This window comes from Idiomarina sp. H2 (assembly GCF_004364275.1).
Classification (GTDB): Bacteria; Pseudomonadota; Gammaproteobacteria; order Enterobacterales; family Alteromonadaceae; genus Idiomarina; species Idiomarina loihiensis.
Map to the genome: position 1 here is coordinate 249,112 of NZ_SNZY01000002.1, position 24,233 is coordinate 273,344.

Here is a 24,233-nt window from a genome sequence, read left to right on the forward strand (position 1 = left end):
CTCAATTCGATTAGGCGGTAACGGTTTTTTGCGCGACCACCAATAGGTAGTACTCATTCAACCCTTTGCGATAGAGATGCTGATGACTCAACACATTGAATCCGGCCTTGGCTAGTAACCCGTCGATTTCAGCACCGGTGAAATATTTGCAAATGCGCTCGTGATCGGTGAAGGTGATTTTGCCTTCTAGTGCCGCGTCGTCGAGATCGGCGTAGACGTTGAGCACCAGATAAGCTCCGGCTTTTAACAGGCGCTGAACTTTGGTCAGATAAGTGACATAAAAGTTCGGGTGCTGGTGGTGCATGCAGCCGTTGTCCATCACCGCATCGAATTGTGCTGCGGCAAAGTCCCACGTGTTGAAATCGCCTTTGTACAATTCGAGGGCACCTTGCCACTGTGCACGCAACGCATCCCAATCCTGATGGGCGAAAATGTCGATACCGCAAACTTGATGTCCGGCTTGTAACAACACTTCGGCCGGCTTAGCGGCACCGACACCGATGTCGAGCACCCGTCTGCGGCCTTCGCCGAGCAATTCGTTGAGTTTGACGGCGGTGGCTCTAAGCCACGGATCCGTCGACCAAGAGTCTTGTTGATTTTGATAGCGCCAATTAAAACTCTCCACCATCTGTTGTTGATATTGTTTTTCTGCGTTCATTGACTGCGCTCCTGTGGCGTTGCTCGCCAAAATGATTGAATATGTTGTGCGATGATCGCGGCGTACTCACCTGAGACCATATCTTGATGGCTATGTCCGCAAATCACGGTAGCGAGTTGCTCGCCGAATACCTCCGTCAGTCCATTGCAGCCATCGTCTTCGCGCAACAGCTCGATTACATTCTGTCGCGGGCGAACCAGCAAGGCGGCGTTCTCGTTACGCTCGGGACGGTAGTCTGCAAACGCCTTTTTGTTGACCTTCTCTACTTCGCTTCCTTCTGCCAAACCTATTAAATCGAGGGTTTCCAGCGCTTGAGGATTGAAACTATCAAGCAGAGCTAAACGGCAATCTCCCCCCAGCAACTTGCTAAGTTCAATGGCAATCAAGCCGCCGAGCGACCAGCCCAGTAGGAAGTAAGGCCCTTGCAGTTGCACAGCACGGATGGCCGCGGCATAAACTTCGGCCAGCTGTTCAATGCTGCTTGGCGTAGTCCCTCCATGGAAACTGGGATGATCGATACCAATCACGCTAAAGTCGCTGTCCAATTGTGCCGCCAAAGGCAAATAGCACGCGCTCTCGCCCCCCAAAGGATGAATAGCGAAGCAGTATTGTTCGCCGCCTTGCTTGAGTAGGGTCAACGGCGCAGGCAAGGAAATTGTGCTTTTCGCTGCGATTTGAGAGGCAATACCGCTAACGGTCCCCGCTTCGAAGATCACGCTCAGCGCTACTTGCGTGTCCAATGCTTTTCGCAGTTTGGTCGCCAATTTGATCGCCAACAATGAGTTGCCGCCCAAATCGAAAAAACTGTCGTCGATGCCGAAGCCGTTGCTGCCCAGAACAGCAGCAAAACCTTGCCAAACCTGTTGCTCGGTCGCGTCGCGTGGCATAACTCGCTCCAAGCTCTGAAACTGAGGAAGTGGTAGCTTGGAGCTGTCGACTTTACCATTGCCAGTCAAAGGCAAAGCGTCGATAGCCACAATGTGATCCGGCACCATGTAGTCGGCAAGGCGTTGGAGTAAGCAGCGACGCAATTCGTTTCCGTCAATGTCGGTATTACCGTTGACGATGTATCCCACCAAGGCTTGGTTAGACTTGAAATACTCGACATGCACCATGGCGCCGTCGACCAAATCCACCAAGGCGGCAGCGATCTCCGCCAGCTCGACACGATGACCACGGATTTTTACTTGGCGGTCAGCGCGACCGGCGTAGTGCAGCAATCCGGCGTTGTCGAAAAATGCTAGATCACCGCTGCGATACATATGGCCGCAATTGGTGTCGAACGGGTTGATAACATAGCTTTGCGCGGTCATTTCGGGTTGATTGAGATAGCCCAAAGCGACGCCAGCGCCACCGATGCACAACTCGCCTACCACACCTGGAGGTACGCAGTTGTCGTTCGCATCGACAATATATACTTGACAGCCGGCAATGGCGCGGCCGATAGAAATTCTAGTAGCGTCTTCAGCCAGTTCATCAATCAAGAATTCGCTAGTAATTACTGCATTTTCGCTCGGGCCATAGGCGTTGATCAAAAAGCGTGGCTTCATCGTGCTGGGCAAGCGGCGGATAGCTTGCAGGTCAGCCGCTTCGCCACCGAAGTAGACTGCCTTAAACAATGCCAACACTTGCGGATGTTCAGTGGCAAAAATATTAAACAGTGCAGTGGTGAACAAAGCGATGTTGATTTGGTATTGCTCGACCACACCGCTGAATACTGTAGGTTCAAGCAACTGCGCTTTGCTGACCGACACAACGGTGCCACCTTTGAGCAGAGCAGTCCAAATTTCCCATACCGCCGCATCAAAGCTGACATTGTTAAGCTGCGCCATGACATCGTCAGCAGTGAAAATACTGTTGGCGTCGACCAGATTGACCACCCCTTGATGACTGTTGACTACGCCTTTTGGTGTGCCGGTCGAGCCTGAGGTATAGATGATGTAGGCCGGGCTCCCAGCGGACATTGCGACAAAAGGCAATTGTGCGCTGTAGCCCGAAACGTCCTGCCAATCGATTCGATTGGCCGCAGACAGCAAGAAACCTTGTTCAGCAACCACCAAGCTAGGTTTGGAGTCAGTCAGAATCTGCCCGATGCGCGCTTCTGGCGCGTTAATGTCGATAGGCAAATAGGCCGCGCCGCATTTGAGCGCCGCTAACGCCGCGGCTACAAAACGCTCATCGCTGTCGATGGCCAGCACGACACTATCGCCAGGCTTAACACCGTGGCTTAACATCAGGTTGGCCCATTGATTGGCCAGCGCGTCTAATTGCCGATAGCTGTAATCAGCCAGGCCACAACGCAGCGCTGTCTTGTCGGCATTCTGCTTCATCACCTCGTCAAATCGACTGACGATGGTGTCAGTGCTAGGCTGAATACTTACAAGCGGCTGACGCAACTCGGTTGGTACATAATCGCAAGCGAGAATGTCGCAGTCGACGTCCGCCAACGCTATGTCCAACAATGCCCCATAGCACTGCGCCATTTGCGCGATGCGGTTTTCACTGAACAAGCCGCGACGGTATTCGAAGCCGCCGACTAAGCCTTGTTCGGTTTCGCGCAGGGTCAAGGTCAAGTCGAATTTCGCATTGTTCAGGCTCGGCTCCAGACGCTCGGCCGAAAGACCTTCAAAGGCCAATTGGCCGGGCTCGCCGAAATTCTGGAAGGCAAACAAGGTATTGAATAACGGGGTTTGACCGAGTTCGCGAGTCGGACATAAAGCATCGACCACTTGCTCAAAAGGCACCGCCTGATGGGCAAAACCTTCTAAAACCATACTTTTGGTGCTATCTAGCAACGCTTTAACGCTCAGGCTTGAAGGCAACTGCTGGCGCATAACCAAGGTGTTGACGAAAAAGCCCAGTACGTCTTCGAACGCTTGATGTTCGCGGTTGGCGACGACGGTGCCTACACTGATGTCGTGCTGTCCGCTATAACGGCTCAACAGCACTTGGTAAAGACCTAATAGAACCATAAATGCCGTGGTTTCAGTTTGACTGCACAATTGCCCAAGTCGCTCTTGAGTTTGGTGGTCAATTGTGAAGCTATAGTAGCCACCCCCCGCTTGAGCAGGGCCTTCACTGGGCAATGCCAAACGCTCGGCGCCCTGCAAAATCTCACTCCAGTAGTCCAGACCTTGTTGCTGCTCTTGTTGATTGGCCCACTGAGCGTAATCGATGTATTGCAGCGCCACCGGCGCCAGCGGAGCTTCGCGACCGTTAAATTCAGCGTTATACAATGCCACCAGTTCGTCCAATAGCTGGTTGACGGACCAGCCATCGCAAATAATATGATGTTGATTAATAAAGAGTAATTGCCTTTCTCCTCGCAACACTTGGACACTGAGCAGCGGGCTTTGCGACAGGTCGAATGGTTGCGCCAAAGCATGCGACAACAACTGTTCAGTGTCGCCGTTTTTCAATTCGACTGTGACGTTTGCCGCGCTTTGCACTTGTTGCATCGGCTCGCCTTCGATTTGCAAGAAGCGAGTGCGCAAGATCTCATGTCGTGCTACCAAAATATCCACCGCACGTTGCAACACGTCTACTCGCAACTCACCACCAATTTGGTAAACCACCGGCACATTGTATTCAACGCTGGCAGGATTCATTGTCGCCAACAGATACAGACGGCGCTGTGCACTGGACAAAGGTAGTGCGACATCACGCTTCGCGACCGGCTCAATGGTCAACAGTTGCTTAGGATCAGCATCTTTGATTAACTGTTGTTGCGAGGCGATGGTTGGATTGGCAAAAATGTCCGCCATCGCCAATTTAACGGCGAAAATGTCTTGTAAACGCGCTTGCAAGCGGGCGCTCATCAGTGAGTGGCCGCCCAAGGCGAAAAAGTTGTCGTCGACACCGACACTATCGAGCGATAGTAACGTTTGCCAAATCGCCGCAATGGATTTTTCCATCGCGGTTTGCGGCAAGCGCTTAGCGACGGACTCGGAACTGTGCTGCGCTTGTACTGTCGGTAGACGACGACGGTCGATTTTGCCGTTGCTCGTGACATCGAACGCCTTGATGCCGACAAAAAAGCGCGGCACCATGTAGTCGGGCAACTGCTTGGCCAACGTGTGCCGCAAGTCGGCTGGAGTCAATCCTTGGTCGCCGGTAAAGTAGGCTACTACCTGCTTATCGTCGGCGCTGGTATTCACCAAGATCTCGGCTTGGTTAACACCCTCTAGACGTTCCATTGCGCGCTTGATCTCGGCCAGCTCGATGCGGAAGCCGCGGATTTTCACCTGACCATCGCGACGTCCCAAAAAGGTCAAGGTGCCGTCAAGTTCGTAACATGCCAGGTCGCCACTACGATACATTTTGGCGTCATGTCCTGCTGCGAACGGATCTTTGATAAAGGCCGCCGCGCTCAACGTTTCGTCATTCCAGTAACCTTTGGCGACACCGGCTCCGCCGATATACATCTCACCGGCGACTAAAGGCGCAACCGGATTAAGGTTGTCGTCCAGGACATAAATGTTGGTATGGTCGATAGCTTTACCAATTGAAACTCTGCCGGTGGTGATATCACTCTTGCTGAATACGTGAGTAGCACTGAAAGTTGTGACTTCAGTTGGGCCGTAGCCGTTAATCAAAGTGACCGATGGGCAGGCGGCGTGTAATTGTTTGATGCGTTCGGCAGAAAGCTCGTCGCCACCGGCCAACAACAAACGCAATCCTGCCAATTCGCTGGCGTCGATGTCGACCATGGCGTGGAAAAGCTGAGCGGTCAGCCACAACACGCTAATAGGGTGTCGAGACAAAAGTTCGCTCAAGTGAGTCAGCGAAAAAGTTGTTTCGCTTGGCATTACTAGACTCGCGCCGTTAAGCAGGGCCCCCCATATTTCAAAAGTAGCCGCATCAAATGCTTGAGGTGCTGATTGTAACAAAACGTCATGTGATGACAGATCGATGTACTGAGTATTGCGAACCAGACGCAGAATACCGCTTTGACCGACCATGACGCCTTTTGGCTGTCCGGTGGTGCCAGAAGTGTGCATGATATAGCACATATCGCTGTGGTGACCGTTTGCGGCGATGGCATCAGATGAATAATCGGCGGCGGCACTCGGGTCGTGCAGTTTGGCGCTAACGCTCAATTCAGCGACATCACTCATCACATGTTCGATACCAATGTGGTCGATGATGTACTGCAAACGTTCGGCTGGTTGACGCAAGTCTAGTGGGACGTATACAGCGCCAGCTTTTAAGATAGCTAGCGTGCTAGCAATGGACGCAAAGCCAGACAAAGCCAAGCCGACACGGTCGCCACCGCGCACACCTTGCGCTTGCAAGTAGCGTGCAGTTCGATTCGCCATGGCATCAAGCTCATGGTAGCTGAGGGTCTCATCAGCACAAATTAGTGCTGCTTTATGGCCATGTAGTTGAACTTGCTCGGCAAAGACATGCAGCAATGAGGTTTCCAACGCCGCGCCACCACGCTGCGTCTGAGCCAACCATTGTGCTTTGCGCGTTTCACCTAAGTAGTCGACTTGCATTAAATCAACGCTGCTATCGCCAACCCCGGCGCGGATCAAGTTCATCAATACATCACTCAATTGCGCGATAAAAGCTTCATCAAACAGCCCGTTGCGATATTCGAAGCCGCCTTCGATACCCTGGTCGGTTTCACGCAGATTGAGCGTCAAATCGAACTTGGCGGTGTAGTGCGGTAGTTTGCACCATCTGCTGTTGATGCCTGACAGTTTCAAAGCGTTGACGTCAGAATTGCTTTGTAGTACCAGCATGGTGCGGAATAGCGGTGATTGATATTGACCGCGCTGAGGACAAATCCGCTCGACCACTTGGGCAAAGGGTACCGCTTGGTGGGCAAATCCGGCCAGCAGATCATTCCGAGATTGTTCCAGCAACTCCGGAAACGTCAGCTCTGCAGGTAGTTTTGAACGCATCACCAAAGTGTTGGCGAAGAAGCCGAACACTCCCTCCAGCGATTCGAGTGGGCGGTTGGCCACCGGGACTCCGACGCTAATATCGCGCTGTCCGCTCAGGCGAGCCAATAATACTTGATAGCAACCCAACAAAGCCATGAATAGAGTCGCACCTTGAGCACGACAGTTTTCATTCAACGCTGTGCTCAGTTCGGCGTCAATGGCGAAAGGATAAAAACTGCCGCCGGCTTGTGCTTCACCCTGTATCGGCAGCTGCAAAGGTTCGGCACCAGCCAATTGTTGTTGCCACCAATCCAGTCCGACTTGATGATCTTGGCTACGGCTAAAGTTGGTGTAGTCGAGGTACTGAAGTTCCAGGCTCGGTAAGCTTTCGCCTTGATACAGCGCGCTCAATTCCTGCAACAGACGGTTGACCGACCAACCATCGCAAATGATGTGGTGCTGGTTGAGCAACAAGTAATGGTTATCGGCGGCTACGCAGAACAGGTTAACACGGATAAGAGGACCATTGGTCAAATCGAAGGCTTGCTTAAGTTCATTGGTGATAAGCACTTGAGCTTCAACGTCATCTGCGCAGTCGTGCAAAACGACAGGCACCGCCGAGTTCGCCAAGATCTGCTGCCATGGCTGGCCATTGCGTTCAATAAAGACTGTGCGCAAGATCTCATGCCGTTCAACCAGCGCATCGATAGCGGATTGCAAATTTGCTATGCCCAACGAGCCGTTAAGATGGAACAGCATTGGCACATTGTATTCGGTGCCTTGCGGAGCCATTTGCTGCAAGAACCACAGACGTTCTTGCGCTTCAGACAATGGTTGCCAGCCTTGACGCTCTTCAACGCGGGGGATTTGCAACGCCGCTTCCGATTTAGCATCGCTCACCAACTGCGCCTGACGAGCGACGGTCGCATGACAAAAGATAGCATCAATGCTGACTTGCACGGAAAATTCTTTTTGTAGGCGAGCTTGCAACTGTGCGGTCAACAAAGAGTGGCCGCCCAACGCAAAGAAGTTTTGATCGCAACCGACTTGCTCCAACAGCAACAACTGTCGCCAGATGTCAGCAATGCGCTGTTCTGTTTCATTGGCCGGCAGCGCAATTTCGCTGGCTTCAAACGCATCGCTCACACGCGGCGCAGGCAATTGAAGACGGTCGACTTTGCCGTTTCTGGTCACCGGGAATTGTTCCAAGTGAACGAAATATTGCGGCAGCATGGAAGGTGGCAATTGCTCGCTCAAGATTTCACGTAACGCTTGCGCCGACAACGCGCCGTTGTGGCCGATGTAGTAGGCGACCAATTGTTTTTCGTCACCTTCGCTGCGCACCATCACTTCCGCCTGAGCAACCGTTTCTATGCTTTCCAGCGCGGCACGGATCTCCGCTAGCTCAATGCGATAACCTCGCAGTTTGACCTGCCCGTCACGACGGCCCATGTAGCGAATTAAGCCATTCATATCAAAGCAAGCGATATCACCGCTACGATACATGCGCGCATCGTCGTCAGCGACAAAAGGATCAGGCAAAAAAGCAGCGGCGCTTTGCTCCGGCGCTTGCCAGTAACCCAGTCCAACACCTGCGCCAGCGATATAAATCTCGCCTTCGCACATTGGCGGCAATAAAGCTTTATTATCATCGAGTATGTAAATTCGCGTATTGTCGATCGGACGTCCAATAGGTACTATGCCCTGTTCAACATCAGCAGCACTGAACGTATGGCAGCTGGCGAAAGTAGTTGTTTCGGTTGGGCCGTAACCATTGATGATGGTCAGTGCCGGATAAGCTTGTTTCAGTTGTTTAATGCGGGTAGCGGACAATACGTCGCCGCCGGCCAACAAGGTGCGCAAGTTGGCAAATGCGTCGATGTCCAAATCGACCATGGCATGGAACAACTGCGCGGTCAGCCACATGATGCTGATGTCATGACGACGCAACAACTCACCAATATGGTTCAAAGAAAATGACGGTTCGCTTGGCATCACCAAGGTCGCGCCATTGAGCAAAGCACCCCAAATCTCAAAGGTCGCGGCATCAAACGCTAGCGGCGCGCATTGCAGCATAACGTCATCCGCGCTGAGATTGACATAGCCGATGTTCTTAACCAAACGCAACACGCTTTGATGGCTTATCATCACGCCTTTTGGCGTGCCAGTGGTGCCCGAGGTATACATCACGTAGCCCAATTGCTCCGCCAATGCCGGGCGATGGATTGTGGTGGTTGGATACTCAGACACATCAACATCGCAGTGGATGTTGGCGGCAACGTTCATATCGTTGTCGCTGGTCAGCAAATGCTCGATGCCGGTGTGCTCAATGATGTAAGCCAAACGCTCAGCCGGGCTGCTCAGATCGAGCGGCACATAGACTGCGCCAAGCTTCAAGATAGCCAACAAACATTCAATAGCTTCGCCACGATTGCGGTGGAACGCCACCCCGACTCGCTCGCCAAACTCAACGCCTTGCTCTTGCAGTAACCCGGCCCATTGATTGGCGCGAGCGTCCAATTCTCGGTAGCTTAGACTTTGTTCACCGCAGCGCAGCGCGATTTTGTTAGGATGCAACTCTACTTGCTCAGCAAATGCCTCGATGATTCCGCCGTTGACTTCACATCCCGCTGTCGTCGACATTGCCAACATCTGCTGTTGTAGGTCGACAGGCAACCATTCCAAGGTATCGATGGCAGCATTAGGATTAGCCAAGGCACTGCGGATCAGTTGGCTGAAGCAGGCCGCCAATTGCTCGACGCGCTCGTAAGAAAAAGTACCCTGGCGGAATTCGAAGCCGCCTTCTATGCCATTCTCTCCTTCTCGCAGCGTCAGACTCAAAGGGAATTTTGGGGTTTGCTGCGCGAGGCCCTGCCATTGACAGGTAACGGACGGCAATTGCAGTGCAGCAACATCAGAGGTGGTCTGCAACACCAATAAGGTGTTGAACAACGGAGTTTCACTGGTTTGACGCACTGGGCAGAGACGCTCGACTACTTTCTCGAACGGCACGCTCTGGTGATCGAAATCTTGTAGCACCAAGCTGCGAGTGTCGCTTATCAACTGGTTGACACTGCTAGTACCATTAATCTGCTGGCGCATCACCAGGGTGTTGACGAAAAAGCCCAATACCGCGTCGTGATCTTTACCGTTTCGGTTAGCCACCGGCACGCCGACGCTCACGTCGGTTTGTCCACAATAGCGGCTTAAAAACAATTGATAAAAGCCCAAAAGCGCCATAAACAAGGTCGCGTTGTTGGCCAAACACAGGCGATTGAGCCCTTCGCTGACATCCAAAGGCAACTGCAAGGACACGAAACCCGCTTCGTTTTGCGCCGCCGCCTCTGCACCGAGGTTCAGATAAGGAGCATCTTGCAAGCGTTTTTGCCAGTAGTCCAAGCCTTCACTGTGATCTTGCTCTGCCGCTGCCATCGCGTAGTCCATGTATTGGATGGGCAATGCGGGCAACGCTGGGTTAAAACCCGCCGCGTAAGCGTGATAGCATGTACTCAGTTCACTCAGCAAAGAGGTGATAGACCAACCGTCGCAAATAATATGGTGTTGGTTGATGCACAACAGCATTTCGTCGGTTTGATATGCAACAATGGCAACCCGCAACAATGGACCTGTGGCCAAATCGAACGGCTGCTTGAGCTGGGCTGACACTTTGGCCAGCGCCGAGTCAAAATCCGCTGCGACCACATGTTCGATGGTAACGTCGAGATTTTCAACCAGTTGTGCTTTAGGCGCACTGTCAGTGGCAACAAAAAGAGTGCGTAAAATTTCGTGGCGCGCCACAATGGTATTTAACGCTTGTTGCAACAACTCAATATCAAGTTTGCCTTGCAGGCGATACAGTACTGGCACGCTGTAAGCGACACCGACATTATCGAGCTGCTCCATGAACCACAAGCGTTGCTGAGCGGCGCTCAATGGCTGCGGCGAGAATCTATCTTGCACCAATGGACGGACGACTTGTGCTGCCGCACGTTTCTTGACCAGGATCTTTTGTGCCAAAGACATGCCCATAGTTATACGCCCTCCATCAATTCGGCTTCCAACTCGCGACCGGCGAGCAAAGCCAATTCATTGAGATAAGCGCACTGCTGAGCCAATTTAGGACAATCCATCAATCGCGCGATAGCGACTTTCAATTCCAACACCGCTTCAATTTGGGTGGCGAGTTGCATCACCTTGAGAGAATGGCCACCGAGACGGAAAAAATGCGCTTCGCTACCATTGACCGTAACGCCCAACACTTCTTGCCACAGCATAGCCACCACTTGTAACAGCACGCTGTCCAATCCGCCGCCATCGGCCGCTTCGATAGCCTTATCCCAATCCGGCGCGGGCAATTTGCCGGTGTTGATTTTGCCGTGAGAGGTGGTATCAAATTCGGAGATCTTAGTCCAGGCAGTTGGCAACATATAATCCGGCAGTTGTACAGCCAATTCGGCCTTGATCTGATCGAGAGTCGCATCGTTCGTTTTCAGGTAAGCCGCCAAAGCAGCTTCTCCTTGAGGATTGAGACAACCGATCACCACAGCGTGCTGCACGGTCAACAAACTTTCGAGCTTTTTGCCGACCTCACTTGGTTCAACACGGTAGCCGCGGATCTTGATCTGATTGTCTTTACGTCCAATATAGTCGATGTTTCCGTCGGCTCTGAGCCTCCCTAAGTCGCCACTGGCGTACCAACGTTCGCCGCCAATATCGATAAATTTGGCGGCGGTTTGCTCCGGACTGCCAAGGTATCCGCGCGCCAAATTAACACCGCCGATGAATAACTCCCCCTGGCAGCCAGGCATTACCGGACGGAACTTACTATCAAGAATGCGAAGTTTAGTGCGGGCGATCGGCTTACCAATGTGGATGTCGTCGCTACGCAGCAAATCGACCTGCATCGCGGTGACCACGTGGCTTTCTGCCGGGCCGTAATGGTTGAACAATTTGAACGAATACTGGTTGGCTAATTGACGCCTCATGACTGTGCTCAGTTTGAGCGCCTCACCAGCGACCACAATGGCTTTGAAGCCACAAGGCTTACCGCTATCGATCAAGTAGGTGGCGAATTGGTTGAACACCGAGGTCGGCATGAAAATTACCGCATCGCTAAGTTCTTTCGAGATCGTCGACAAATGGGCGAAGTCAACATTCAGTTCGGCTTCGCTGAGCTGATAGCAACTGCCGCTGGCAAAGGCATAAAGCATTTCCTGCAACGCTACGTCGAAGCCAATAGTAGAGAACTGCAACACATATTTGATGCCGAGCGCAGCAAAATCGTGACATTGCCATTCGATCAGGTTGGCCAAAGTGCGGTGACAGACTTCGATGCCTTTTGGCTGACCGGTGGTGCCTGAGGTATAAACAACATAAGCAACATCGTCCAATTGAGGGGGGGCGGCCTTAAATGGCTGTGGCTTAATATTGTGCAGCGCTAGACCGGAAACGTTCCAACATTTGATTTCAAAGCGGTTCGGTTTATCGCTGATCAGCAATTTTGGCTGGCTGTCGACCAACATATACTCAACTCGCGAATGCGGGTATTTGTCACTGATGGCCAGCAGCGGTGCAGCCAGCTTGAGACAAGCCATTTGCAATAATACCAACAACGGATTGTCACGACGGATGGATAACGCGACGACATCACCGCGGCCGACTCCACGTTGTTGCAATTGTGCAGCCAAGGCATCGGTAATCATTGCCATCTCAGCGTGATTTATCTGACCACCATTCCATTTGAGCGCCCCTTTACCGGGATCGACACAGGCAATTTGCTCTACCACGGTCGCTAAACGCGCTTCGTTACGGCTGCCGACCACTAGGCTTTGCGGCAGCTCACCGCACAGCAACGCAACAAAGCTGTCGGCCATCGCCGCGACGAATTGGTCGGTCAATAAACCTTTGTCATACTCCAAACGGCACTGTAAGTGACTCCCCATGTCGTCAACCAACAAGGTCAAGGCAAATTTGGCGGTTTCGTTACTGTAGTGCCATGGGGTCAGACCGATGTCACCGTGATAGGTTTCGGCATATTGTACCTGCTGATAAGCGAACAATACTTGGAAAAGGCCGTTGTATCCGTCGTCGCCCACCTGATTGGCCAAGCGCACTATTTCCTGCAGCGGCACTTGTTGATAGCTGAATGCATCGGTGACCTGTTGACCAACATGGCTGAGTAGCTCGGCAAAATCTTGTTGTTGCGGTAAATGTAATCGCACTGGCAAAGTGTTGACAAATAGTCCGACACTGTCTTTGAACGCATTTGGCAGTTGCGGCGTCATCGGCACGCCGATCACCAAATCTCGATTGCCGGAATAGCCTTTGAGCAATTGGGCGAATACCGCCAATAACAGGTTAAATACGGTAGTGCTTTTAGCTCTAGCGCGATGACGCAGTTGTTCAGTCATCATCGATTCGATGGTGAAAATCGCTTGCGAACCTTGGTAGCTCGATTTTAGGCCTAAAGCTTTAGGGTCAGCCAACAACAGCGGCTCAAGCGGCTGATTAAATTGTTTCTGCCAGTAGTCATTAGCTTGAGTGCGAGCCATAGTAGCCAGTTGTTCGCGCTCCCACAAGGCATATTCCACTGCTTGATAGCGGATCGGCGCCAATTCCGGCATGTCGCCGTACAGCGCCATCAGCTCGTTGACCATCATTTGGATGCTGCGGCCATCGGCGGCAATATGGTGTACGACGATGGATAAGACGTGATCGTCTTCAGCAAGTTTGAAGACTTTAGCGCTACACAACTGGCCACTATCCAAATCGAATAGCGTACGGCCATGGGCGACCAAAAATTGCTCTACCATGTGTCGTTCAAAGCCACAGAGGTCGACTTTGCTCATCGCCGTCACATTTTCCATCGGTTGTTGGAAAATCTCATTGTCACGCTTATAAAAGCGGGTGCGCAACGACTCGTGGCGCATCAGCAATTGTTGGTAGCAGTCGCTGAGTTTGGCGATGTTAAGTTTGCCTTTGACCTTAAGCGCCAGACAGATGTTGTAAAACGCGTTGTCTGGTTGCAGCGCATGCATAAAGTACAGGCGTTGTTGCGCACTAGAAGCAGGGAAAGCTGTCAACCTTTTGCGCTGCGGTAAGCGCAATTGATCTTGTTGCAATTGCGCCACTTTTTCAGCGAAAACCAACATCATAGGTTGGGTCAATAAGGTGGCAACAGGAACCGTCTTGCCGAGTCGCTCGCTCAAGTCGGCGCAGACCTGCACTGCATTGAGAGAGGAGCCGCCAAGGTCGTAGAAGTTGTCGTTGCGACCGACACAGCTCAAACCGAGCTTGATCTGCCACACAAATGCGATAAGATTTTCCAATTCCCCTTGCGGAGCTTCGTATTGTTCGCCGAAGTCGGCTTCGCTCAGTGCTGGTAGGGCCTTTTTGTCGATTTTACCATTGGTGGTCAAGGCAAAGCTTTCAACGGCTTTGAAGACACTTGGCACCATATATTCCGGCAATAAGTGTGCCATCCAATCAATTAGCGTTGCTTTGTCGACCTCGCTATTGGCGACAAAGTAGCCAACCAAACGTTCGACGCCGGCCGCATTTTTATGCAGTAACACACAAGCGGCGGCAATGTCTTGATGCTTGAGCATTACTCGCTCAATTTCACCAAGTTCGACGCGGAAACCGCGGATCTTGACTTGTTCGTCGGCACGACCGCAGAACTCAATCAGGCCGTCGGCACGATAATATCCGAGGTCGCCGCTTTGATACAAGCGTGAGCCATCATTTGCATAAGGATTTGGCAAAAATTTTTCCGCTGTCATTGCCGGCTGGTTGTTGTAACCTCGAGTGACACCGACACCACTGAGATAGATCTCGCCGATCCGGCCAACCGGCAGTTGGTTCAGCTCTTCGTCCAGGATATACACCTGTGTGTTATAGTTTGGACGGCCGATACACGGATGACCATCCCCCCAAATGCAAGGATACATGCTAGTGCCGATACTCATTTCCGTCGGGCCGTAGCAATTGAAGAAATCACGGCCTTTGCCCCACAAATCCACCAGCGCTTGATTACAGGCATCACCGGCGGTGATGATAACTCTCAAACACGGTAGCTCGCGATAGGGCAACACGGTTAGGGCAGCCGCTGGCATCTTCATGATGGTGATCTGTTCCTGCTCAAGCAGGTCAACCAAACATTCATCCAGTCCCAAGGCTTTGGCCGGCTTGAATACCACGCACCCGCCGCAGATTAAAGTGGTCGCCCACTCTGGCACTGATGCATCGAAGCTCATAGATGCAAACTGCAGATAACGGGTATCCGTGCTGACCTGCCAGGCTTTGGCCATAGACCAAACTAAGTTGGAAACACCACGGTGAGCCACTAACACGCCTTTAGGTTGCCCGGTAGAACCCGAGGTATAAAGAATGTAAGCCAAAGCATCGATGCTCATGACTACATTAGGATTGTGATCCGGCAGCAACTGCAACAGCTCTTGCGCCTGGTCTATTGCCAACTGTGGCAATTGGCAATCAGCCAACTTGTGTTGTAAGTGGGACTGAGTCAGGATAATTGTCGCCCCTGAGTCGCCCATAATATAATGGCTCCGAGCGGAGGAAAACACCGGATCGACCGGCACGAATGCTGCGCCCGACTTCATAACAGCCAAAATGGCGACCAAGCAATCGAATCCTCGGTCGGCATAGATGACCACTCTGTCTTCGACGCCGATTCCTTGCTCCACCAAATAGTGTGACAGGCGATTGGCGCGACAATTCAGTTCGCGATAGTTCAATACCTCGCCATCAAACTGCAATGCCGCTGCGTCTGGGGTTTGCATCGTCTGATTTTCAAACTGTTGTGTAATAGTCAGTTCGGGATAGAATTTTTCGGTGCGGTTAAGTTTTTTGAACCAAGTTTGCTGCAGGTCGCTGAGCGCTGCCAACTCTACCAAACGCTTTTGCTCGTCACTGATAAGCCGCTCAATAATAGCCAACAAATTGTCGGCGACCAACATAGCATTGAAGTTTGACGCGTCGTCGTTGAGAATGACGGTCAAACGGGTGTGTTGCTCGATCAGCAAAGTGATAGCGGCATCGTCTTGTTGAGCCTCAATAGCGTCGACATAAAGTGGGCAAGGTAGGCCTGGTGCCTTACTGTGGGTTTGTTTGAACCATTGGCTGGCGGTCAAGTCATGGTTGAAATCGAGCGACAGAGACTGGCCACTATTGCCTTGTAATCGCAAAGTGCCTTCGCCACGGTACAAGCGGTTGAGAATGAGGTAGGCTAGCGACACCACGGTTAACGTACCTACACCAAATTTGCCGGCATAGGTGTTGATCTGCGCCACCAACACTTCCGGCAGCTGAAGCGTAGCGGCGCCGTCCGCTGCAGGGGTGACCGAAGAATCGGGGGTTACCGGTATAAGTGCTTGCCAATGTTCCAAGATATAGACCTCTTCTACTTGCTTCGTTGCTAGGGCTTAAGGTATTGCCTGTCAGGCGCTTTTTGCCGTTAGCTGCCCACTGAAGTCGGTGCGTTTGAGCGCATCGGCAAAACGGCGGCCGAGGAATTCGGCTGTTGTCAGGTCGCAGGGGTAAAGTTTGCCGCTGGCCTTGTCTCGCTGAGCCATCGCACCAATCCAACCGCCCAAACGGTTGAGGTTTTTCTCGTCCTGACCTTGATCGAAATTGCCCGGCAACAACCCTAAGTTGACCCAGTTCATGCTGTGTTGGGCGGCGAACAACAATATTTGTTGCAACGCCTGCAGTTTGTCGCCACTGGCACAATCGGAGCTAGTAAAGCCGCTTGCCAATTTATTGCGCCAACCTTGCTCAGCCCAAATACCGCCGGTTTTTTCCATAAAGGCTTTGAACTTTGAACTGAGGCTGCCGAAGTAGGTCGGTGAACCGAAGATAATGCCTTTCGCTTGGCCGATGAATTTCCAATCGTCGTCATTCATTTCATCGACTTTGATCAAACGTGCCTGGATATTGGCTTCTTGATTGAGACCGCGAAAAACCGCCTCAGCCTGAGCCTTGGTATTGTTGTAAGTACTGTGATAAACCACTGCTACACTTCGCATTTTTTCGCTTCTCTCTGTTGTTATCAGAATAAAGACGTCCATACTTTTTTCCCGATACGGTTTATTCGAGTAAAGTAAAACTTCGCCTCGCATTCCACCTATGAAATGTCAGGTCATCCATGACCAGCGTTACTTGTATGATTTAATAAAATAGCCCGTTAGTTGTTGCCAAGTACCTAATTCGTCTCGGCGACTCAATATGGTTGAGATTAAATCGAACAAACGCGGTAATCACAATGAAGAAATCAGAAGCTTTTGATGACTTTTTATAATTCCAAAAACTCCTTGTTAATCAACGGCTATAATCACGTAGTCACAAAAAATTCATCGCAAAAATCACGGTTTGAGCCGTCGCTTCTCTTTCCAATCGCGATTAGATCGAATTACATCCTAAATTGGTAACGTTTATTGGTTTGGCTGAGATGAATTTGTACAGTGGTTTAGATGGGTTAGTGTTGAAGTGGTTTAAATAGTATCGGGGTCAATGTTCGGCAGGTAGTGCACTTTATTTTAATTTGTGTCTAAAGAAAATTATTGACGTTACCGGTGTTAGTTTGACTGGGTGCAATGCTCATCGGCTCAGACCCGAGCGGCAGTGACAAGCCAAATGGTTAAGTTTGGATTAGGTGTTGGGGCGGCTTGAAGGGGGCCAGAGTAATGAACATCGGGTTGTGCGCTTTGCATTTACATGGCTCAGTATTAAATAATTAAAGTCGCAGGCGTTAGTTTGAGTTGGCGCCGTGATCTTCGACTCTGATCCCGGATGGGGCGTATTTTCCTTCTCGAGACGCGGCCTCCCGGCCGCTTGGAGACTATTTGTACACAAAAAAGTCACGACCGATCATAGGCGATTATAAAAAAATCACACGATAATCTTGTCTTGTTCATTCACTGTTCCGTTATATTGCGGTTTACTTGCAGCAATTAACAGCAACCTTAGGTCAATAGCAATGAGTAAACGAACGAACACACTCAATCCTCAAGCGCTGCCTCTAGGCCGCCGCATGCGCGATTGGATGTTCGACAACTTAGGCAAGCCGCTGTTACGGAGCTATTTTAAGGTCCTGAACCACCTATGCCGTGCGGCCGCTGGGGGTAACAAACGGCCGGTGTTTTATGATGTCAAAACCGTGTATCCCAGCTTGCAAATCCTCGAAGACAACGTTGAGGTGATCAAGGCCGAGTTCCAAAAAATATTGCTTAAAAAATCGACTTTGCCACGCTACCACGAACTCGACGATATCCAAACGGATATTTCCGAGACCACCCAAAACGACTGGAAGGTCTTTATGTTGCAAGTATGCGGTGAAAATGCCGACATTCGCGATCAGTGCCCTCTGACCCGATCACTGCTCGAGCAAATTCCATACGTCAACCAGGCATTCTTTTCTATCTTGGACGCGCGTAAGTCGGTGCCGGCACACGATGGTCCTTATTGCGGCTATCTGCGTTATCACTTGGGCATTGAAATCCCTAAAGACAATTCGCCGCACATTCGCATTCTCAACGAACGTCACGTCTGGCAGCAAGATAAGGGCGTGCTGTTCGATGACAGCTGGAACCATGAAGTGATCAATAACTGCGACGAAATCCGCGTGGTACTGCTGGTCGACGTATTGCGACCTTTACCAGGCTGGCTACACAAATTGAACGTCGGCTGGACCCGTTACGTTGGCAAACACTATTCCCGTCGTCTGCTCGGTCGCTTGGCCAGTAACGACTACACCATTTAAATTAATATTTGCAAAGATTAGGAGCACCACGTGGGTACTTACTTAGAACATTACAACGTCACCGTCAGTGACATTGAATTCGCCACCGAATTTTTCCTCACGGTCTTCCCCGACTTCCAAATCCGTGGCGAAGGTATAATTGAAGAGGAGATAGATGGCAGTTTGTACAAAACCAAGTGGCGTCACGTCGGCACCGAGAGCCACTACTTGGCGCTGCAATCCACCCCCAACAATCTGCCACTTAAAGAAAACAAATATAACTATTTCAATCACCTGGGATTCGTGGTCGGCGATATCAATAGCACTTTGGAACAGTTCACCCTCATGGGTTATGGCAAGCATCGCATCGACGACAGCCATCCGTACCGCACCCGCGCTTACATCTATATTTTTGACACTCTCATTTTGGAACTGGTGCAATACAAAAGCGACGAGTTCGATAAAATGAACGACTACGCGCTTTAATTTGCAACCCTTTAGAACGGAAAAGTCGATGCGACATGAAAATAAAGCGCTCGCCAGTGTACTGCTACTTGTTTGTGTCAGTTACATTGGCGTCGCCTTGCCCTATCCTATCTTAGCTCCGTTGTTTATCGGTGCGACGCCCGCCAAGCTGGCCGATTTCATGCGGTTGCCGCCGGAACTCCTGTTGGGATTGGTGCTGGCAGCCTACCCTTTAGGCATGTTTCTCGGCGGTCATGTATTGGGCGCCTTAGCCGATCACTTAGGACGTAAACCGGTGATTCGCTGGACGCAAATCGGTGTTTGTCTGAGCTATTTGCTCTCAGGCTATGCCCTGCTGCAACAGCAATATCTGTTGTTGCTATTCAGTCGCTTGTTAACAGGCTTGTTTGAAGGCAATATAGCCATCGCCCGCTCCATCGCCGCAGATTTGAGTCATGCGATCCCGAAGACCACTTCGTTTAGCTACATTCATGCCGCGGTCTACATCGGCTACCTGATTGGTCCACTGTTAGGCGGTGCATTGTTATACCATTCGGCATCGACGCCGTTTTATTTTGCCGCCGCGCTAGCATTGGTCGGCCTTGGCTACTTTGAACGGATGTTTCAGGAAACGCACAGTCGTACCACCGATGCACCCGTTGTCACTAAGTTTAACGCTTGGATTCTATTAAGACGCCGTACCGTGCGGCAATTATGTCTTATAAATACCCTTAGTGCTTTGGCATTCTCGACCTTTTACCAGTTCTATCCGCTCTATCTGGTTAAAATATACGATTTCGGAAGCGATGGAATCGCCCTTCTCACCGGTGTGCTAACGGTGAGTTTGATTTTTTCCAGCTTGGTGATGGTAAAAGTCGGTAAGAAATACTTGTCACTCGCGGCGAATATCATATGGTCACTAACCTTTTACGGATTGCTCGGCAGTGCGATGATGTTAGTCAATAACCATTTTGCTTTTTATGTACTATTCACCTTGCTCGGTCTATTTATTGTAACTTCAGGTACTAATATGGGGGTTTACGTCTCAGACCATACCCCGGCCGATGAACAAGGCAAGCTCATGGGCCTGCTGGCCTCTTTGTCGGCTATAGGCACCGTTCTCAGCATTTTGCTGGGTTCATTCCTAGCCACTTTTTCACCCTACTATCCGATGATCGGCAGTGTTTTGTTCGCCGCAGTGGCATTGCTGCTGTTTATGCGTCTTCATCTGCAAAACGATGTTGCGCCGTCGGACCTAATTTCCACGGCAAAGCATTCTTAAGCCATGAAGACAATCGAGGAAAGGAAAATGAAACATCTAGAGCCAGAGCAATTTTCAACCGAGGTAATCCGCCGTTTTGGCATCCTCGGAAAATTGCAACGTAAGATTGGCAATACGCCATTGATCGAGGTCGTTACGCCGCCAGGCTACGGCAAAATCTTCGGAAAATGCGAATCCTATAATTTTGGTGGCACGGTAAAAGCGCGAGTCGCCTTTGCTATGTTGTGGCGCCTACTGTCGCAAACGCCAGCAGAAAAAGTCAAAGACCTGACGATTCTGGAATACAGTGGTGGTACTTTGGCCAAGTGCTTGGCAAAGTATTGCCAAGAGCTAAAAATCCGTTTGGTGTTGGTGCTCAGCGAAGCGACCGCCCCCAGCATCATCAACGATTTACGCACACTCAACGCAGAAGTTCATTTAACCCCAAGAGATCAAGGCTTTTACGGCGTTATTGAACAGGCCAAACAAATGGCAAAAGAGAATCCAGAGTGGTCCTTTCTCTATCAACATACCAATGAGGCTAACCAGTTCATCCATTACAGTACAACGGGTGAAGAGATCATTAATCAGCTTAAGAGCGACAGAGTCGATGCTTGGGTGGCGTCGATCGGTACCGGGGGCACGCTGACAGGAGTCTACCAAAAACTCAAACAAGCATTTCCAGCAGTCAAGGCATATGCCACTACTCCTGCTGAAATGCCTTACGGGACGACTTGTGCGCCAAACAGCAAAAACAAATTCGCTGGCTCCGGTGGCTTGGGCTTCGGTGCCAAACAACCATTTGTCGCACCACTGGAAGCTGAAATTGCCGGGCATTTGACATTTGATTACGCCGCCACGCTCGACACCATGAAACAGTTCTACCTTGATACCGGCACTAAGATCGGTAGCTCGTCGGCAGCCAATTTAATGGCTGCGCTGCAGTTGGCCGAACAATTGGGACCACAGAGTGTGATAGTTACGGTTTTTCCGTGCAGCGGCTTTTCCGAAGAGTGGCAAAACCTGCTCAGCGCTTAGGCAAGCTAGCCAATCGCTGTCGCCCAGACGTTATTCGAACGGCAGTATGGCCTTATAGATGTTGTTTTGGAATGTAGGCTCGACGGTGAGCACCAATTTACTTCCGTCGCGAGAGATGGCGAAGCGACCGTCGAAAGTGCCTCTAGCAAGCACCATAGAGGTCTCTTCGAAGGTATCGAGATCGATGCGATATAACGTTATAACGTCTTGCTGTTGCTTGGAATAGTAGACATATTTACTACCAACGGCCCACGCAGTATTGATGTTCAAGTGTACGTGCATATCCGCCAATGGTGTGACCTCTCCGCTATCGCTGACTCGCGCCAATTGGTAGTCTTCAAGGATCGCCAAGTAGCCGTCCCGATAGGCTTTGACAGCAATAGCAGAAGGAATAAAAAGCTCATTTTCAGCGCTGTTGAGATCCTTGGCGTACACCGACCAACTGTCGCTGATTTTGATGGCATAAAGTACTTTACTGCCGTCACGATTGTAGGTGCCATTTTGCACGTCATCTGATTCTCGGGTCAAATATTGCAAATCCTGGTCGGCTAAACTGAACTCCGCCAATCGCCTACCGATCTGTAACAACACGGCGGCCTTAGCCGGATTGACAGCCAGTAATTGCACCTGCTGTTTCAGCGGAACCGTCCGCAAGTGGTATTTTTCATTGCGGCTGGCTATATATCGGTTGTCTTCTTTGCCGTAAAGATAATACAGCAGATCGTCCGATTGGCTGTAGGCCGCCGACAAGGATCTGTTGGAAAAGGTGATAATGCGTTTTGTGCGTTGGTCGCCGAAAGGATTGCGGGACTCTTGCAGCAGGTATTTACGCTTGTTATGGCGAATAGCGAATGGGCGATGCTGATCAGAACGATTGGGATACAAGCCGACCATATCTTTCGGTACATTGGCGGTCTGTAATCGACCGTCAATAATGTTCAACAACGACAATCGTTCATTGTTGAGAAACACCAATTGTGAATCGGACAACCAATAGAGACTGGTGACATCGCCGTTGAGATTGATTTGGTTGACTAGCTCACCGGAATTGAGTTCTTCAACAAGTAATTCGGTTTTTTCGCCGTTTTCGGTGCGGGCAAAAGCGATTATGTCGCCGTTCGGGGATACCGAACTAATGTAATCCCCGACACCCTTGTTCGCTGGTGAGGAGACCCGTGACAGACTCCTGTCGATAAGATTAAAGCGGAAAATATTCAAAGAATCGTCAATATTGTCTCTATCCGAGAAGAATAGATCGCTGCTTGGTTGACTAAAATTAAGATTGAGCTGGCCAGCATTGCAGCTATGTAGTATTTCACTCGACACCCGCTCGCCCTTGTTGTTGAGTTCGATTCTGACGAGTGAACAACTTTCGCCATTAACCGCAATCGCGACCAATTCATTTTCGCTCACCCATAAAGGGGTGCGATAATTGAATGCATCGCTGGTCAGCTGACTGAGATTTTTAGTGTTCAAGTTGAGTAAAAATAAATTGTAGAGACTATCTTTTTCGATTTTGTGCGCAAAAGCTAGCCAAGGTTTGCTGCCATGCCGAGTCGGCGTCGCGCTTCTGCCGAATAGATCCAGAAGATTGTCTTCGAAACTAATGGAGGACTTTTCTTCCATATTGATCGTGGCGGTCTTGGCAACGCTAGTTTCTCTATACTCCAGAGTGTACCAACTCACCAATAAAAATGCTGCCAGTAGCACAACTAAAATGATATTGCGCTTAAATCCCGAATGATGCTCAGCCGATTCAATCGCTGGGGCGTTCTGTAATTGCTCAACATGGTCTTCGAGCTGGCAGATGAAACGATAGCCCCTGCGAGAGGCAGATTTAATATATGTAGGATTGGAACTGTCATCACCCAATACCGCCCTCAATTTAACAATCGTACGGCGGATCGCGCTATCGCTTACCACTTTATTGATCCACAGCCGATTATGTAGCTCCTCAATATCTACATATCGGGTATTATTATCGATTAGATATAGCAACACTTGCATAGTCAGAGGTTCAATCTCAACCTCCTCGCCATCACGAAATAAGATCTTCTTGCCGAGGTCCAAGCGATATTCGTTAAAACTCTTGAGCATTTTCCCTGTCTCATATGTATAAATTTTTAGAATTTACAAAGATGTTTTATTCGTGATCTAATTGATTTTTATAGACAAAAAGATCGTAGGCAGAACGAATAACACATAGATAAAATAACACATTGTCAACATATTATTAATTTATTTTAAACGTCTTTTGGACTCTTAGGCTTCGGGATCTCACTGGTGGGAACTGGGGAAAGCGGCTCAAGCTACGAGTAAAAGCAGAGAGTAACTTTACCGTAGCTTTTATAAAGCAACATAAGTTATAACACTTTTCTTCGCGATAAAGTCATATTCAACCTGCACTTCTTTGTTTTTCGGCAGAGACTTGCATAGATTTTGAGTTATATGGAATGTTAGATACTGATTTTCCGTATTCAAAGCGACCAGCCTCAAGGCGTCAAAATCAAAATACTCCAAAACGGAGGGATAAGCTGCTTTAAAAAAGCTTTCTTTGGCAGAAAATACGAGAGTAAATAAAAGTTCAATACGTATTGAGGCGCAGCTTAATTCTATTACGTGCATTTCATCAGAATTTATTACCTGCTTTTTGATGTTTTCCATAGTTGTAATATTTACTACCTCTTCTATATCGAGCCCTAATCCATTGTAGTAAGCTTTGGAAGCCACTATTGCTGCTGCGAAATGATCTGAATGCGTAATTGAACCTACAAAATTGATTGGCCAGAGAGGTTCTCTTTTTCCGCCAGTAGCAAGAAAATAGTTTCTCACACTCAATCTCTCCAATGCTATGCGGGCACAAAACCGTCCAGCTAAATACTCCGCCTGTCTCTTTATCACAGCGGTCTCCAAAGTAGGACAAAACTCTATATTTAGTTGCTGGAATAAATTACGGTGATAATTCTGCCTAGAAAATTTTACCAGAGAAAAAGCTGTTTTTTCATATTTCAGATTTTTCTGATTTAGAGGGTCTAAAAATGATGCCGGCATCGAGGTCTCCTATTGTTAAGTACAGTAGATACCATCTCACTCTGCACAGTTCGAACTCAATTTAGAACGATGTTCGGTTGATATTCAGTTTCTGTCTTTAGTACGCCGAAG

At 50.1% G+C, this 24,233-nt stretch carries 10 protein-coding genes; 4 read left to right on the forward strand and 6 right to left on the reverse strand.

Annotation, left to right across the window (positions count from 1 at the left end):
• Positions 1-10 precede the first annotated feature (10 nt).
• From DET62_RS03390 to DET62_RS03405, 4 genes are read right to left on the reverse strand one after another with little or no spacing between them, the layout of a single operon-like run.
• Positions 11-658: a class I SAM-dependent methyltransferase gene (locus tag DET62_RS03390; RefSeq protein ID WP_110012910.1), complete on the reverse strand. Its 648-nt coding sequence runs from the start codon at positions 656-658 to the stop codon at positions 11-13.
• Positions 655-10,572 carry a non-ribosomal peptide synthetase gene (locus DET62_RS03395; RefSeq protein ID WP_166635817.1) on the reverse strand — a complete coding sequence of 3,306 codons (9,918 nt, stop codon included), beginning with the start codon at positions 10,570-10,572 and terminating at the stop codon, positions 655-657. The genes DET62_RS03390 and DET62_RS03395 overlap by 4 nt, the downstream gene beginning before the upstream one ends.
• Before the next feature lie 8 nt (positions 10,573-10,580).
• The gene (locus DET62_RS03400; RefSeq protein WP_110012908.1) at positions 10,581-15,956 is read right to left on the reverse strand and encodes a non-ribosomal peptide synthetase; all 5,376 of its coding nucleotides are present in this window, start codon (positions 15,954-15,956) and stop codon (positions 10,581-10,583) included.
• Positions 15,957-16,007: 51 nt separating this feature from the next.
• Positions 16,008-16,637, reverse strand: a complete 630-nt coding sequence (locus DET62_RS03405) for a flavodoxin family protein (protein ID WP_208107577.1) — start codon at positions 16,635-16,637, stop codon at positions 16,008-16,010.
• 908 nt (positions 16,638-17,545) lie between these two features.
• Between DET62_RS03405 and DET62_RS03410 the strand changes: the two genes are divergently transcribed.
• Genes DET62_RS03410 through DET62_RS03425 form a run of 4 tightly spaced genes read left to right on the forward strand, consistent with a single transcriptional unit; the run spans position 17,546 to position 21,071 of the window.
• Positions 17,546-18,328 (forward strand): aspartyl/asparaginyl beta-hydroxylase domain-containing protein, encoded by a 783-nt coding sequence (locus DET62_RS03410; protein ID WP_110012907.1) that lies wholly within the window; start codon positions 17,546-17,548, stop codon positions 18,326-18,328.
• Positions 18,329-18,358: 30 nt separating this feature from the next.
• Positions 18,359-18,793 (forward strand): hypothetical protein, encoded by a 435-nt coding sequence (locus DET62_RS03415; protein ID WP_110012906.1) that lies wholly within the window; start codon positions 18,359-18,361, stop codon positions 18,791-18,793.
• Between the two features lie 28 nt (positions 18,794-18,821).
• Positions 18,822-20,054 (forward strand): MFS transporter, encoded by a 1,233-nt coding sequence (locus tag DET62_RS03420; RefSeq protein WP_110012905.1) that lies wholly within the window; start codon positions 18,822-18,824, stop codon positions 20,052-20,054.
• Positions 20,055-20,081: 27 nt separating this feature from the next.
• Positions 20,082-21,071, forward strand: a complete 990-nt coding sequence (locus DET62_RS03425; RefSeq protein WP_166635816.1) for a pyridoxal-phosphate dependent enzyme — start codon at positions 20,082-20,084, stop codon at positions 21,069-21,071.
• A gap of 30 nt (positions 21,072-21,101) precedes the next feature.
• Here the strand turns inward: DET62_RS03425 and DET62_RS03430 are convergent, their stop codons facing one another.
• Both DET62_RS03430 and DET62_RS03435 read right to left on the reverse strand, forming a co-directional pair.
• Positions 21,102-23,168: a winged helix-turn-helix domain-containing protein gene (locus tag DET62_RS03430; protein WP_110012903.1), complete on the reverse strand. Its 2,067-nt coding sequence runs from the start codon at positions 23,166-23,168 to the stop codon at positions 21,102-21,104.
• 249 nt (positions 23,169-23,417) lie between these two features.
• Positions 23,418-24,122 (reverse strand): 4'-phosphopantetheinyl transferase superfamily protein, encoded by a 705-nt coding sequence (locus tag DET62_RS03435; RefSeq protein WP_110012902.1) that lies wholly within the window; start codon positions 24,120-24,122, stop codon positions 23,418-23,420.
• Between the last annotated feature and the right edge of the window lie 111 nt (positions 24,123-24,233).